Source organism: Mesorhizobium sp. WSM4819 (assembly GCF_055811215.1).
In genome coordinates this window covers 1-14,286 of sequence record NZ_JBVVQO010000036.1, presented here as the reverse complement: position 1 = coordinate 14,286, position 14,286 = coordinate 1, and the positions used below count along the sequence as shown (strand labels likewise).

The following is a 14,286-nucleotide window of genomic DNA, read 5'->3' as shown; positions in this document are numbered from 1 at the left end:
AAATGCAAGGATGGCAAGGCCACACGAGTCCAGGCGCCGGCTGCGTCATGGAAGAAGATCATCAGCTCGCTGGGTGCCCGAACGACGATGTCGGCAAGGCCGTCGGTATCGAAATCGGCCGCCTTGATGTCTTTGCCCCAGCCGCCGACTGCGCCGATCTCATGGGGTTTCCAGCTTGGGCCGTCGGTCGGATCACGGTCCGGGCGCGGATTCTCGAACCAGACGAGATTGGCCCCGTCCGGCCCGTCGGCCGTGACGATGTCGAGATCACCATCTCCATCGACATCGACAAGCACGCCATCCGTCGTGAACTCCACGCGGGCGGTTGCGATGGTAGTGAGAAGCAGGTCGGGCCAACGCCACCACGACAGCGGGGTCTGTGGCAATCCGCCAAGGACCAGATCCAGCCGACCATCGCCGTCGATGTCGCCGACGAGCTTGACATCCCCGGAATGCTCGGCGATCTCGCGGCGATCAAATGTAAGACCCGTCCTGAGAATTTCTTCTCCACTGGCAGCAGAATCACAACCTACGATTGAGACTCCGACGGCAAGCATGGCGACGAGATGGAAACACACGTCGACTATTGACTTGATAGCGTGTGACCATCTCGTCTTTGGCCAGCGGCCGAGCGACGAATTAGCCCCCCGACAAATCCATAAGCGTCCGCCAATCATCCTGGTCTCCCGTGCTTCATCTGCGAGCATGCTCTGCCAGCACGTCACCCTTGTTGTCGATCACGTCGCCCAATGTAGGCGAGGCCGTTAGTCGCGTATGGCGCACGCAATCCCGCTGCACCCTGGCCGGTGAGGCGCCGCATAGCCGGCAGGTTGCCCGGAATGCGCAACGACGGCCGACGATACCGTCGAAGTGTCGCACGGATGGCCGCATTGACGGTGCGATGATCGAATTCGGATCCCTCGCATAGGGCACGAACACGATTGCCGGGCAGCGACGTGAGCCACCTTGGTTTTCTCATGAGCGAGACGCAAAGTCGCCCCGCCAGGAAGCCGTAAGAACGTAGTACGTTCTGATGACACGCTGATCCCAAGGGCTTCGCATCCAGCAAGATTGAGTCCGCCCCCTCTTTCCATGTAGGATCACACTGCCGGGCTGTGTTACGCTTGAGCATGGCAAGCCGGTGTTCGCATCGGCGCATGCGCGCGACTCATTGCCGGAAAGATGTGACCATTGCGTCCTCCCATCGATGAGAGGCTTATTCGCCGTGTCGTTGCCGATCAGGCCTGGAGACATGACCTAGAGCAAGCGGCTCTCAGCTACTCGTGGGGACCGTGGCTGCGGGGCGACAGGAATCGTGTCATGAAGCTGCTTGCGAATACTCCTGCGGTGGCGGATCAGCGTCGTCGAGCTGAGCAAAACACAGAGATAGCCAGTTGAGGGGTTGATCGCCGCTCCTATGGCGCGACAGCACGCGATCGTCAGCCACCAATAAGCCCTCTGGCTGGCCGCATAATTGAGGCAAACGCCAAGGATCGGAAGGGAGTTTGTCGATGTTGCTGTCGACGATGCTTCGCCCATCGCGTTGAAGCAGGTACCGGCCGAGCGATTGCGCTCACGATCCGGGGATGACACAAACTGTCGCTGGCGGCCTTAGACAATCCCTCTATTTTAGCAAAGCCTACGTCGAACGACTTAACGCAAGAAGTCTTTCAGACTCGATGACGAGGCGTTTCGTGCATGATATTTGTTCATTCGCGGCTGAACTTGCGATCCATTGTGCCGAAGGGACCATCTTCAATGACGACGTTGCAATATCTTGCCGCTGTGAACGGCAACCGGAATCTGCCGCCATGCTCTGACTTGCCAGCCGGACTGTCCCAGTGAAAGGGGTGATTGCCAGTGACAGTCATATCTATCTGCATTCCTACCTATAATCGTTCGCGTATGCTCGCGGAGCTGCTCGACAGCATAGTCGCGCAAAGGCTCCAGGATGATATCGAAGTAGTGATTAGCGATGACGCCTCACCCGACGACACGGTAGCAGTCGCCGAGAGCTACCGGAAGAAAATCAAACATTTCAAATTGATCGCTCAGCCGAGCAATCTGGGTCTGGACCGCAACTTTCTCGCCGTGACCGCAGCCGCGACCGGCGACTACATTTGGTTGATGGGAGACGATGATCGACTGGAGCCAGGAGGAGCTCGGCGTGTGCTCGATGCATTGAAGCACTGGCCTCAGATTGTCGGTTTGACGCTCGGCGTGATCGACTATGACGTGAGGATGGAACACCCTGTCGGGATTCGCGAAATGCCGCCAACACAGGTCATGATCGGAGCCAGCGAGGTGTTTAGCCGCATCGCGGATTTGCTGGGGTTCATGTCTGCACTCGTCGTGAAACGCGATTTGTGGGAGGGGCAAGCTCGCGATCCCGCTGTGCAGGCGATCGACAATTATTACGTCCAAGTCTTGATACTGGGCCGCGTGATTGCCGACAGCGGCCAATGGGGCGTTTTGAGAGAGCCGTGTGTCGGCTTTCGTACAGACAACGATCAATTCAACATGAAGCTTGGATGGCTCAATCGCCTGAAGGTCGACATCCGAGCCTATGACGAACTAGCCGACACCCTCTTCGCTGACGATCCGACCGCTCATGCAGCGATGCGCGACCGCGTGTTTGAAACACATGTCATGGCTCGAATCGTCAATGCAAAAACAGCTGCTGGTCATACTCCAGAGATCGCGCGGGCAATTGGCTTGCTAATGAAGGCCTATGGCTCAAAGCCTCGATTCTGGATGAGAGCGGTTCCCATATTAATCGCTCCCAAGTGGTCAATCCGCCAGGCCCGAACACTCTACAAACGGTTCTCACGCTTTTCAGGCACAGCCCGCGCGCGTCGGCTGGCACATCAGACCCACGGTTCGCGGCAACAGTAGAATGTTTCGGGCGGGGGAGAAAATGGATGCGGGAGAGGTCATAGGGCAACTTCGAACTGCTTGGTCCCAAGCCATGAGGAGCCAGGACGGCTTCCGGCGGGAACAGGCCGAAATTGGCAAGATCTGGCAACGGATTGGATCGCGCCGGGTGGGGATCGAAGGCAGTTTTTAGGAGAGCTTGTTGAAAGGCATTATCCTTGCTGGGGGCAGCGGAACCCGACTCTACCCGCTGACGCTGGCGGTCTCCAAGCAAATCCTGCCAATACACGACAAGCCGATGATCTACTATCCGCTGAGCGTCCTGATGCTGGCGGGAATCCGCGAGATTCTGGTCATCTCGACACCGCGCGACTTGCCGGTTTTTCAAGATTTGCTCGGCGACGGTTCGGAATTCGGGCTCGTTCTGTCTTATGCTGTGCAACCGCATCCCAACGGTCTCGCGGAAGCCTTCATCATCGGCCGCGACTTCATCGGCAATGACGCCGTGTCGATGATTCTAGGCGACAACATCTATTTCGGCGAAGGACTGTCGCAACTCTGCCGCGCGGCAGCTTCGCGCAAAAGCGGTGCATCGGTGTTCGCCTATCATGTCGAGGATCCGCAGCGCTATGGCGTGGTTTCCTTCGACAAGGTCAGTGGCGCGGCTTTGACGATCGAGGAGAAGCCACAAGTGCCGAAGTCGAATTGGGCCATCACCGGCCTCTATTTCTACGACAACGATGTCGTGAACATCGCCCCGACAATCCGACCCTCGGAGCGTGGCGAGCTAGAGATCACAGCGGTAAACAATGTCTATCTCGAACGCCGGCAGTTGCAGGTTCACCAACTCGGCCGCGGCTATGCCTGGCTCGACACCGGCACCCATGACAGCCTGCATGAAGCTTCTTCCTTCGTTCGCACGATTGAGCGCCGTCAAGGTATCAAGGTCGCCTGCCCGGAAGAAATCGCTTTCGAGCAGGGCTGGCTGACGGCGGACAAGGTTCTGCAGCGCGCCGCACGCTTGGGACAAAATGACTATTCCGCCTACTTGCGCAAGCGCGTCATCGACTTGACGGAGAATTAGGTGCTGGAGATCAGGTCACTTGGCCTCGACGGCGTGCTGGAAATCGTCCCGAAGCGCTTCGGCGACGCGCGCGGGTTCTTTGCCGAAACCTACAGTGAAGAGCGGTTCTCGGCCGCCGGCTTAGAATTGCGTTTCGTCCAGGACAACCACTCCTATTCCGCCGCCACCGGTGTTTTGAGGGGACTTCACTATCAACTTCCCCCCCGCGCCCAGGACAAGCTGCTGCGCGTTGTCCGAGGCAGAATCTTTGACGTCGCAGTCGATATTCGGCGCAGTTCGAAGACATTCGGAAAATGGGCCGCACTCGATATTTCCGCCGAAAAGGGCAATCAAATCCTGGTGCCGAAAGGCTTTGCGCACGGTTTCGTCACGCTCGTGCCGGACACCGAGGTCCTGTACAAGGTCACCGACTCCTATTCGCCGGAGCATGACCGATCGATCCGTTTCGACGATCCCGCCATCGGGATCGAATGGCCGCCGACGGCCGGCGGGTTTCAACTTTCGGATAAGGACCTTAAGGCGCCGCCGCTCGCCGCCGCCGAGGTGTTCGCATAAGGAGGGTGGCATGAATTTTCTGGTGACTGGAGGTGCCGGCTTCATCGGCTCGGCGGTTTGCCGGCATTTGTGCAGCAATCCGGCCTACCGGGTGACTAACATTGACAAGCTCACCTATGCGGGAAACCTTGCCTCGTTGCGGCCGATCGAGAATGGCCACAACTATAGATTCGAGCACGCTGACATCTGTGACGACAGGACGATTCTGGAGGTGTTGCATCGCGATGACATAGACATCGTCATGCATCTTGCTGCCGAAAGCCATGTCGACCGGTCGATTGATGGACCAGGAGCGTTCATCGAAACCAATATCGTCGGAACCTACCGAATGCTCAATTCGGCCCTAGAATATTGGCGCAGACTTCTCGAAAAGAAGAAAGGCCGGTTTCGGTTCCATCATGTTTCGACTGACGAGGTGTTCGGCGATCTACCCTTCGACAGTGGCGTCTTCACCGAACAGACACCCTACGCGCCGTCTTCTCCTTATTCCGCGTCGAAGGCTGCGTCCGATCATTTGGTTCGCGCATGGCACGACACCTACGGCTTGCCGGTCGTCCTGTCGAACTGTTCGAACAATTACGGTCCCTTCCATTTCCCCGAAAAGCTGATCCCGCTCGCTATTTTGAACGCGCTGGACGAAAAAACGTTGCAGGTCTACGGCGCTGGCATAAACGTGCGCGATTGGCTTTTCGTCGAGGACCATGCGCGCGCCTTGGCCATGGTCGCGACTCAGGGCGCAGTCGGCGAGAGCTACAATGTCGGCGGAGGCTCAGAACGCACCAATCTGGCGGTGGTCGAGGCGATCTGTGACATCCTCGACAACAGGCGGCCGCGTTCCGCCGGCCAGAGCTATCGCGATCTCATCACCTTCGTTGCCGACCGCCCAGGCCACGACCGGCGCTATGCAATTGACGCTTCGAAGATCGAGCGCGATCTCGGCTGGACGCCGCGTGAGACCTTCGACAGCGGCCTCGCCAGGACGGTCGACTGGTATCTTCAGAACGAGTGGTGGTGGGGTCCGATTCGCCGCGAGCGCTACGCCGGCGAGCGGCTGGGCGAAGCGCGGAAGGGTGCCGCGTGAGGCTTGTTGTCACCGGACGCGAGGGCCAGGTCGTTAGAAGCCTTGTGGAGCGTGCACATACTCACCCAGGCCTCGATGTCGTCGCGCTCGGTAGGCCTGAGCTCGACCTGGCGAAACCGGGGACGATCGCACCGGCGCTCACGGCCGCCCGGCCCGATCTGGTCGTGTCCGCTGCCGCTTATACCGCCGTCGACCAGGCCGAAGACGAGCCGGACCTTGCCTTTGCCGTCAACGGCGCCGGCGCCGGTCACGTCGCCGAAGCCGCGGCAAGGATCGGTACGCCGGTCATCCATCTGTCGACCGACTATGTCTTCGACGGAAGCGGCGAGGGCGCCTATACAGAAGACGATGAGCCTGCCCCGCGCAGCGTCTACGGCGCCTCGAAGCTGGCTGGCGAGCAAGCGGTCGCCAGGGCTAATAAGCGTCACTTCATCTTGCGCACGGCATGGGTCTACAGCCCGTTCGGCAGGAATTTCGTCAAGACGATGCTGAAGCTGGCGGCGGATCGCGACGAGATAGCAGTGGTGGCCGACCAGTGGGGAAATCCCACTTCCGCCCTTGATATTGCCGACGCGATTCTGCATGTGGCGGCGATGCTGCACGGCAACAAGCGCTTTAATTCCTTCGGTGTCTATCATCTGGCGGGAACCGGCGAGACCAACTGGAGCGGCTTTGCCCGTCATATCCTGGACACAAGCCAGGCGTTTGGTGGCCCCTATGCGCGGGTCCGGGATATCGCCACCGGCGACTATCCGACCCGGGCATCGCGCCCTGCCAATTCGCGGCTTTCCACGGCAAAGTTCACCGCTACATTTGACTGGGCCGCGCCGGAATGGCGGAAGTCGGTGCGCGAGATAATGCCTCGTCTGCTCAAAGAGGGTTCCCGCATCGTCGCGGCCTAGAAGACAATCAGAAATTGAAAAAATGCGTATCGCCAGTTTTACCATGCTCAGAAACGAAATTTCATTTGTTTGATGACGATGGTCGTGTAATATTTAAATCGGATGGTGATATGGTTTCTGTGGCATCAATGGAAGGTATTGGAAATACTTCAATGCGACACGTATCTAAGTCTCAGCACAGTAAAATACAGGGAGTTGCCTCTGGTTCTTTCGATCCTGTCGAAATACAGGACAGATATGTAGCGCCTCTCTTTTCGTTGCCTCGCAAACTGCCTGTTACAGCGTGGCACGGCCATATTCCCTTCCTGTTCGTGCTGTTTCGGAATTTGAGGCCGGCCCGTTATGTCGATCTTGGTGTTCATTTTGGCGCCAGTCTGATCGCCGCGGCCACCGCGGCGCAAGCCTATGATGTGAAGGCGGAGCTGTGGGGGGTCGACACCTGGGAGGGGGACAGTCACGCCGGCCGCTACGAAGGTGATAAAATATACGAGGATCTATTGTCGTTCCTAGGCCGGAGCTTTTCGGGCGTTCACCTGCTCCGATCGACATTCGATGATGCACGAGCGAATTTTAACGGCCGTCCGGTGGACATGCTGCATATCGACGGGCTGCATACTTATGAAGCCGTCAGGCACGACTACGAAAATTGGCTGCCGGCTATGAGTGATCGAGGGGTCATTCTATTTCATGACATTAGCGTGCGCGAACGGGATTTTGGCGTTTGGCGTCTCTGGGAAGAGCTGAAGCCCAAATTTCCTTCGTTGGAGTTTACGCATTCGCATGGCCTGGGCGTACTGTTTGTCGGCGCTGAAAGCTTGGGCCATCCTCATCTCAAGCGGCTTGTCGAGGATCATTCCCTGTTCGATGCCTATAGGGCCACTGTTTCACAGATTGCGGAGTTGCTGCCTCTTCGCTCAGCCTATTTGAATTCGGAGCCATCAATTGAGCCGAACACCCTTGTCACGGACGATATGGACCCATCCGCCGGAGGGGAAGTAAGGGAGATCAGGAAGCAGTTGACTGATGCTCAGTGGGCGCTGCAGCATTACAAGAACCAGTTGCAGACGATCAGGCAACATTATGAAGCTTCGAGGAGTTGGAAAGTTACAGCGCCTCTCCGGTACATCAAGAGATTGATGGGGAAATAGGTGCCTGGATGCGAATTGGATTCGTCGGCCCGTATACATATTTGAGATTCATTTTCCCGAGAAGTGGAAAAGCAAGAGTAACGTTCTTTGCTTGGATGTTGACGAATGGGATTATTCATTTCTGACTAGGATGATTAATTTTAGGCCTGACATGAATATTTTTTACAGACCAGAACTGTATCCAAAAAATACTTAAGGTCGATCAGCGGTATCGAAGAGTAGCCTTTTTGACAGAGCCAATTCAATTCTCCGGGAAGGAAGAAAGGCTGGAAAGCCAGCTTCGTATCCAAGTGTATTCACGAATGGATTGGGATAGCTACCACTATTGCGTCTACTATGACGAGACGAAGCGGGATTCTATCAAAAACAAGGGCTGGCCTATTGATGCATACCATCCCTTGCCCATTGATACATCTGTTTTTCGTCCGAGCGCCAGTCGTCGACCTATAGACGTAGCTTTCATAGGTAAGCCCACGCCGCACCGGGTTGCGGAGTTGGATTTTCTCCGGTCAACCGACTTGAAGTTTGTCTGGGTGGCGCATGGGCTATCGGGTGGCGCCTTGGCGGAGCGGGTTTGCCCGTCATATCCTGGTCACAAGCCAGGCGCTTGGTGGCCCCCACACTGCGGTTAAGGACATATCCACCAGCGACTATCCGACAAAGGCGCAGCGTCCGGCCAATTCTCGCCTTTCCACGGCGAAATTCACGTCCGTGTTCGGACGGACAGCGCCGGACTGGCGGATGTCGATGAAGGAGGTGGTACGTCGTCTCTTGACCGAAAAACGCCGCGGGCGTTGACCGTATGCCTTGCAGGGCCGATGAAGCAGTGCCGGACAGCATTCAAGGCAAACCGGTGGCCCAAATTGAGGTCTAAACTGAAGTTTGGATAGTGAAAGTCCGGAAAGTGGTGGATTTGCGCGGACGCTGGCCAATCTGAGCAAGTTGCCTGCCGCTGTGGTATCCCAAGGGTAATCGGCTTGACGAATTCATTTCATCGGTCAGTCGAGATCTGACTGGATGGTCTGTCTTGGATGGCACGGCGGTGCATCCAAAATGGGCCGCAAGCAATATAGCAGACGGATCGAAGCCGCAGCGCAGCCTTGGGTCGAACCCCGAAGAGGTCATGGCCACCGCAGCCGCGTTCCTGCCGAGATGCTTCAGGCCGGCCGCTTACGTTCGTGCGTTAAGCTCGTATCGCGTGAACATCTCGTGGTCGCTCAGCAGCCGATTCAGCAAATCGCCCCCACCTACATCCGCCAGGATCGGCCAGTCGTCGAGACCCGCCGGCCGCTCCATCTGTGACCGGTGCGCGGCCAGGGCATGCCGTTTCACGTCAACGACGTCGCCGACATACGCGTTCGAATTGAACAGCGTGAGGCCACGCAAACCCGCAAAAGTCCGGATTGTTTGCCGCAATGCGACGCGACTGAGGCCAGGCACTCGATCGGGCAGGCGAACCCACGGCCACTGATACCAGTACCAGATGGGATATTCGAACACGGTCACGCGCCGGCCATACAGCTGAAGCGCGCCTCGCGCGCCAAGATTGGTGGCAACATGGTCCGCGGGCGGCTCTTTTGCATGGGTGACGAACACGCTCTGCGGTTGCCAAACGACAAGCAACTCAGCGATCGCCTTTGCGATCTTGCCTATATGATGCTTTGCCATCCCGTCGGGAACACGCAGGAATCTAACCCGATCGGCCGACCCCCCCAACCGGCAAACCGCCTCGATCGCTTCGTCTTCGCGGGCGATCCGCAGTGCCTCCCTGTCAACCCTATTTGCATGGGATGCCGAACCGTCGGTAACGAAAATAAACCGGACATCGGCGCCGGAGCTAAACTTCTTGCTGGCGACCCCTCCACATCCCAGCGTTTCATCGTCGGGATGGGGTGCGATGATGACCGCCGACGCCTGCCAGTCCGCTACCTCGAATGGATGAGACCGGTTACACATCGCTCTATCGAGCATAGCGCCAATCGTATGCCTGACGTCATGCATCGATGCTTCCGATCATCCCTTCTTCGGTGTGGTTCAACCCGACCTGCGCATGGTAGCAAAAACACTGTAGGCGATTGGGGTGAGAAAACAATGAAGGTAGGAATTCTTGCTGGCGGACTGGGAACGCGGCTGGCGGAAGAAACCGAGATTCGGCCGAAACCAATGGTCGAGATCGGATCAAAGCCGATCCTTTGGCATATCATGATGCATTATTATACCTATGGACACCGCGAGTTCGCCGTCGCGTTGGGATACAAGGGCGAATACATCAAACGCTGGTTCAGCGACTATGTCGCATTCGATGGCAGCTTGACTGTCAATGCTGCATCGGGAAGCGTCAAGCGCCACTCGAACTCGCTGCCTGACTGGTCCGTCGATCTTGTGGAGACGGGGCTGAACACGCTGACGGGCGGCCGCATAAAACGCCTGATCGACTGGATGGGCGACGAGACATTCATGCTCACCTGGGGCGATGGGGTTTCGGACGTCAACCTTGATAGGCTGATCGCCTTCCACAAATCGCATGGCAAGCTTGCAACGATGACGGCGGTGCGTCCGCCAGCACGCTACGGGCACATCGAATTCGACGGCCATCGCGTTGTCGACTTCACCGAAAAGCCACAGGCCTCGGAGGGTTGGATCAATGGCGCCTTCTTCGTGCTTGAGCCGGGCATAAAGGACTATATCGACGGCGACGATGTCATGTTCGAACACGCGCCAATGCAGCGGCTCGCAGCCGACGGCGAACTGATGGCATATCGCCACGAATCCTTCTGGCAATGCATGGACACCATCCGCGAAAAGCATCTCCTTCAGAAATTGTGGGACAGCGGGCAAGCGCCCTGGAAAACATGGGAATTGATCGATGAAAGTTCTGGTTACAGGCCACCTCGGCTACATCGGTTCCGTCCTGACTCCGATGCTGCTTGAACGCGGCCATGACGTCACCGGCCTAGACAGCGACATCTTCCGATCATGCACTTTCGTAGGAACGTTGGCCGACGTGCCGACGGTCGAGAAAGACATCCGCGACATCGAAACCGATGACGTCGCCGGCTTCGACGCGATCATCCATCTCGCCGGACTGTCAAACGATCCGCTGGGGGACTACCGACCCCTGCTTACCGAGGAAATCAACTGCGGCGCTTCGGTCAGGCTTGCGCAACTCGCCAAGGCCGCCGGCGTCCAGCGGTTCCTGTATGCCTCCTCCTGCAGCAATTACGGCGCGGCCGGCGACAGCTTTCTAACTGAAGATGCTCCCTTCAACCCGGTCACGCCTTACGGCGCCTCGAAGGCAAATGTCGAGCGAGCGGTCGCCCCGATGGCGGATCGATCGTTCAGCCCGACATTCCTGCGTGCGTCCACCGCCTACGGCCTGTCGCCTCGTATCCGCTTCGATCTCGTGGTCAACAACCTGACCGCCTGGGCCTACACGACCGGCCTGGTCTACCTCAAGAGCGACGGCTCGCCATGGCGTCCGATCGTCCATGTGGAGGACATTGCGCGGGCCTATATCGCCGTGCTCGAAGCCGAGCGAGAGCTGGTCCACAACGAGGCATTCAATGTCGGCTTGACCACGGAAAACTATCAGGTTCGGGATATCGCGGAGTTGGTGCAAACGATCGTTCCCGACAGCCGGGTGAAGTTCGCGCCCGACGCCGGGCCAGACAAACGGTGCTATCGCGTCGACTGCAACTATATTGGTCGCCGCCTGCACGGGTTTAAGCCGCAATGGACAGCGCGGCGCGGTATCGAACAGCTCTACCACACATTTCGTGCCACAGGCCTTGCACTTGGGGATTTCGAGGGCGAGCGATTCAAGCGCATCGCCCATGTGCAGAAGCTGATCCAGGATGGCGAACTGGATACCGATCTGCGCCGCACACCGCAGTTAGCGGTAGCAGTTTGAGCAAACACAGCCGGGAGCCATGGCCATGATGATTGCTGGTGCAGCCTCTGTTACCGAGCAGGTTTGCCGCTCCTGCGGCGGAAGTCACATCGACACTTTCCTGAAGCTCGGCACGACGCCGCTTGCCGATCGGCTTCCATCGAGCATCGACGATGGCGAGGAGGAACCTGTCTTTCCGCTCAGTGTCGCCTTCTGTGGCGATTGCAGCTTGGTGCAGATCACGGAAACAGTGAACCCCAGGATTCTGTTTGCCGACGCCTATCCCTACTACTCCTCGTTCTCGCAAGCGCTGCTGAGGCACTCCCGAGATAATGCGCGTGACTTGGTCGGGCGTCGTAACCTGGACGCCAGCAGCTTTGTGGTCGAGTTGGCGAGTAACGACGGCTATCTCCTGAAGAATTATGTCGAGGCGGGGATACCGGTACTCGGCATCGACCCTGCCGAAGGACCTGCCGCCGCTGCGGAGAAAATAGGCGTGCCGACACACCTGGCTTTTTTCTCCCGCGAACTGGCGGAGAAGCTTCGCCAACAGGGGAAGCGAGCCGACGTCATTCACGCAAACAACGTTCTCGCCCACGTGGCCGACACCAATGGTTTTGTTGCAGGCATTGCGCGGTTGCTAAAGGACGACGGCGTTGCGGTGATCGAGGCGCCATATGTCGAACCAATGATCGATCATTGCGAATTCGACACGATCTACCACGAGCACCTCTGCTATTTTTCCGTGACAGCATTGGACAAGCTGTTTCGACGCCATGGCCTTTATCTCAACGAGATAAAGCACTTGTCGATTCATGGCGGTTCACTTCGCCTCTATGTCGAATTGCGGGAAAATGTCGGAGCGAGCGTCACCGACCAGATCGCGCATGAAAGAGCACGAGGGATCGACGCCATCGATTACTATCTCGATTTTTCCGCGACGGTCGACAGATTGAAAGTCGAGCTCTCCGCGTTGCTGCACCGGCTGAAAGCCAGCGGCGCCTCGATTGCTGCCTATGGAGCAGCGGCCAAAGGCGCGACCTTGATCAATACGGTTGGCATCGGACGCGACCTCATCGACTTCGTCGTAGACCGCAACATTCACAAACAGGGCAAGCACATGCCCGGCAAGAAAATTCCGATCCGCTCCACCGAAGCGCTGCTGGAGGCGCAGCCAGACTATGTTCTGGTGCTGGCCTGGAACTTCCTCGATGAAATCATCGAACAGCAGGCCGAATATCGAGCCAGGGGCGGAAAATTCATCGTTCCCGTGCCGACCCCGCGGATCGTGTGACCGTGCAAGCCCGAAGCGCTGCCCGCGAGACCCGTGAACTGGTGGCGATCCGCCTTCGCGGCGATTGTCCGGTCTGTCGGCGCAACGATCTGCTGCACTCGGTATCGTTCGAAGCCATTCCGTTTTCGTGCAATTCCCTGCACCCCGACGCAGACTCGGCCACTGCTGCGCCGACTGGCCAATTCGTCCTCGCGTTTTGCCGCAGTTGTGAGCATTTCTTCAACGCGGCGTTCGAAGATGGTCGGATCGGCTACACGCAGAATTACGAGAACTCCCTGCATTTCTCGCCGCGCTTCGTCGCCTTTGTCGAGGATTTAGCGGGTCGCCTGTCCACTGCCTACGCACTTGACGGAAAATTGGCCGTCGATATCGGTTGCGGCAAGGGTGATTTCCTCAAACGGCTTTGCTCAACCAGCGGCGCCAGGGGCGTTGGTTTCGACAGGAGCTTCGAAGACAATCGGGGCGACGACATCGTCGGCGTTGAGTTCATCAATGACTGGTTCAGCGATGCCTATCCGGACGTCAAGCCTGACTTCGTTTCCTGCCGTCACGTCCTGGAACACATAGCCAGCCCGATCGCCTTTTTGCAGGGGCTTCGCTCCCATCCCGGCGTTGAGCCAAGCACCGTATTTTACGTCGAGGTGCCTAATGCCCTTTATACATTGCGTGACATGGGAATCTGGGATCTGATTTATGAGCACGTTTCCTATTTCACGCCTCACTCGCTGCGGGTGGCGATGGAGACGGCCGGATTCGAGGTGCTTGACCAGGGCGCGTCGTTCGGTGACCAGTACCTCTTCATTGAAGCAAAGCCTGGCGAACCCCGGGTAGTGACCCCGTTCTCAAAATCTGAAAAGATCGACGAGCTGGTCGACCGGTTCGACCGAATCTACCGCGACAAGGTCGCCTGGTGGCGCGATTACTTGTCAAACAGGGATCCGGAGCAAACCGTCGTCTGGGGTGCGGGATCGAAGGGCATTACATTCGTCAACATCGTTCCCGAAGGGGCGCGGATCGGGGCGCTGGTCGACGTCAACCCGCATAAGCAGGGGCGCTTTGCTCCTGGCACCGGGACACCGGTTGTCGGTCCCGAGAGCCTGCGCGGCAAGCCCCTGCAGTCTATCGTCGTGATGAATCCGCTCTATCGAGACGAAGTTGCCCAAGCCGCACATAAGCTCGGTCTCTCAGCGGAGATCATTGTGGCATGATCGGACGAACCGAGCTGCGCGGCTCAAGGCCTGGCTTTTCGACCCAACGACGCCCGACGCAAGAACTGGGTCCATTTGAGCGGCGTCTTGAACAGCGCTGACTGAAAGAAATCAAGTTTATATTGTCGATGAAATCATATTTCGTCACGATCTCAGGGCAACCCGGCAGAAATAGTCGGCCGTGAACTATCCGCAAACCGTTGATCTGGCATGCTGATTAGGGCGGAGGTCGGCTTTGGAATTGCAGGATT

General features: G+C 57.7%; 12 protein-coding genes and 1 pseudogene. 11 read left to right on the top strand and 2 right to left on the bottom strand.

Translation table 11 applies throughout. The features are described 5' to 3' along the window. Nucleotides 1–2: 2 nt before the first annotated feature. Nucleotides 3–557 (bottom strand): annotated as a pseudogene (locus AC0L18_RS25675) (FG-GAP-like repeat-containing protein); the annotation flags it as partial. Nucleotides 558–1,860: 1,303 nt separating this feature from the next. On the opposite strand from AC0L18_RS25675, the gene AC0L18_RS25670 reads away from it, so the two are divergent. From AC0L18_RS25670 to AC0L18_RS25640, 7 genes are all read left to right on the top strand, one after another. Then, on the top strand, nucleotides 1,861–2,895 hold the full coding sequence (locus AC0L18_RS25670; RefSeq protein WP_473494723.1) for a glycosyltransferase family 2 protein: 1,035 nt from the start codon (nucleotides 1,861–1,863) through the stop codon (nucleotides 2,893–2,895). Nucleotides 2,896–3,076: 181 nt separating this feature from the next. Next, nucleotides 3,077–3,958 carry a glucose-1-phosphate thymidylyltransferase RfbA gene (gene rfbA, locus AC0L18_RS25665; protein WP_473494722.1) on the top strand — a complete coding sequence of 294 codons (882 nt, stop codon included), beginning with the start codon at nucleotides 3,077–3,079 and terminating at the stop codon, nucleotides 3,956–3,958. Further along, nucleotides 3,959–4,513 (top strand): dTDP-4-dehydrorhamnose 3,5-epimerase, encoded by a 555-nt coding sequence (rfbC, locus tag AC0L18_RS25660; protein WP_473494721.1) that lies wholly within the window; start codon nucleotides 3,959–3,961, stop codon nucleotides 4,511–4,513. 10 nt (nucleotides 4,514–4,523) lie between these two features. Beyond that, nucleotides 4,524–5,594, top strand: coding sequence for a dTDP-glucose 4,6-dehydratase (gene rfbB, locus AC0L18_RS25655; protein ID WP_473494720.1), 1,071 nt, complete (start codon nucleotides 4,524–4,526; stop codon nucleotides 5,592–5,594). Continuing rightward, nucleotides 5,591–6,496: a dTDP-4-dehydrorhamnose reductase gene (gene rfbD, locus AC0L18_RS25650; RefSeq protein WP_473494719.1), complete on the top strand. Its 906-nt coding sequence runs from the start codon at nucleotides 5,591–5,593 to the stop codon at nucleotides 6,494–6,496. Before rfbB ends, rfbD begins: the two co-directional genes overlap by 4 nt. Beyond that, nucleotides 6,427–7,644: a class I SAM-dependent methyltransferase gene (locus AC0L18_RS25645; RefSeq protein ID WP_473494718.1), complete on the top strand. Its 1,218-nt coding sequence runs from the start codon at nucleotides 6,427–6,429 to the stop codon at nucleotides 7,642–7,644. The genes rfbD and AC0L18_RS25645 overlap by 70 nt, the downstream gene beginning before the upstream one ends. Before the next feature lie 540 nt (nucleotides 7,645–8,184). Further along, entirely contained in the window at nucleotides 8,185–8,442 is a 258-nt protein-coding gene (locus AC0L18_RS25640) for a sugar nucleotide-binding protein (protein WP_473494717.1), read from the top strand. A 372-nt stretch (nucleotides 8,443–8,814) separates the two neighbouring features. On the opposite strand, the gene AC0L18_RS25635 is transcribed toward AC0L18_RS25640, so the two are convergent. Next, entirely contained in the window at nucleotides 8,815–9,645 is an 831-nt protein-coding gene (locus AC0L18_RS25635) for a PIG-L deacetylase family protein (protein ID WP_473494716.1), read from the bottom strand. A gap of 90 nt (nucleotides 9,646–9,735) precedes the next feature. Here AC0L18_RS25635 and rfbF point away from each other — a divergent pair, with 90 nt between their 5' ends. Genes rfbF through AC0L18_RS25615 form a run of 4 tightly spaced genes read left to right on the top strand, consistent with a single transcriptional unit; the run spans nucleotide 9,736 to nucleotide 14,035 of the window. After that, on the top strand, nucleotides 9,736–10,575 hold the full coding sequence (gene rfbF / locus AC0L18_RS25630) for a glucose-1-phosphate cytidylyltransferase (protein WP_473494773.1): 840 nt from the start codon (nucleotides 9,736–9,738) through the stop codon (nucleotides 10,573–10,575). Continuing rightward, nucleotides 10,511–11,554, top strand: coding sequence for an NAD-dependent epimerase/dehydratase family protein (locus AC0L18_RS25625; RefSeq protein WP_292545846.1), 1,044 nt, complete (start codon nucleotides 10,511–10,513; stop codon nucleotides 11,552–11,554). Before rfbF ends, AC0L18_RS25625 begins: the two co-directional genes overlap by 65 nt. Nucleotides 11,555–11,579: 25 nt before the next feature. Further along, complete coding sequence (locus tag AC0L18_RS25620; RefSeq protein ID WP_473494715.1) at nucleotides 11,580–12,827, top strand: class I SAM-dependent methyltransferase; 1,248 nt, start codon at nucleotides 11,580–11,582, stop codon at nucleotides 12,825–12,827. Continuing rightward, nucleotides 12,824–14,035: a class I SAM-dependent methyltransferase gene (locus AC0L18_RS25615; RefSeq protein WP_473494714.1), complete on the top strand. Its 1,212-nt coding sequence runs from the start codon at nucleotides 12,824–12,826 to the stop codon at nucleotides 14,033–14,035. The genes AC0L18_RS25620 and AC0L18_RS25615 overlap by 4 nt, the downstream gene beginning before the upstream one ends. Nucleotides 14,036–14,286 lie beyond the last annotated feature (251 nt).

Bases quoted from the DNA above. Each gene is read 5' to 3' on its own strand.
- AC0L18_RS25645 (WP_473494718.1), top strand. From the start codon at position 6,427: ATGGCGGAAGTCGGTGCGCGAGATAATGCCTCGTCTGCTCAAAGAGGG.
- AC0L18_RS25620 (WP_473494715.1), top strand. From the start codon at position 11,580: ATGATGATTGCTGGTGCAGCCTCTGTTACCGAGCAGGTTTGCCGCTCC.
- AC0L18_RS25625 (WP_292545846.1), top strand. From the start codon at position 10,511: ATGAAAGTTCTGGTTACAGGCCACCTCGGCTACATCGGTTCCGTCCTG.
- rfbF (WP_473494773.1), top strand. From the start codon at position 9,736: ATGAAGGTAGGAATTCTTGCTGGCGGACTGGGAACGCGGCTGGCGGAA.
- rfbB (WP_473494720.1), top strand. From the start codon at position 4,524: ATGAATTTTCTGGTGACTGGAGGTGCCGGCTTCATCGGCTCGGCGGTT.
- AC0L18_RS25640 (WP_473494717.1), top strand. From the start codon at position 8,185: ATGGGCTATCGGGTGGCGCCTTGGCGGAGCGGGTTTGCCCGTCATATC.
- AC0L18_RS25635 (WP_473494716.1), bottom strand. From the start codon at position 9,645: ATGCATGACGTCAGGCATACGATTGGCGCTATGCTCGATAGAGCGATG.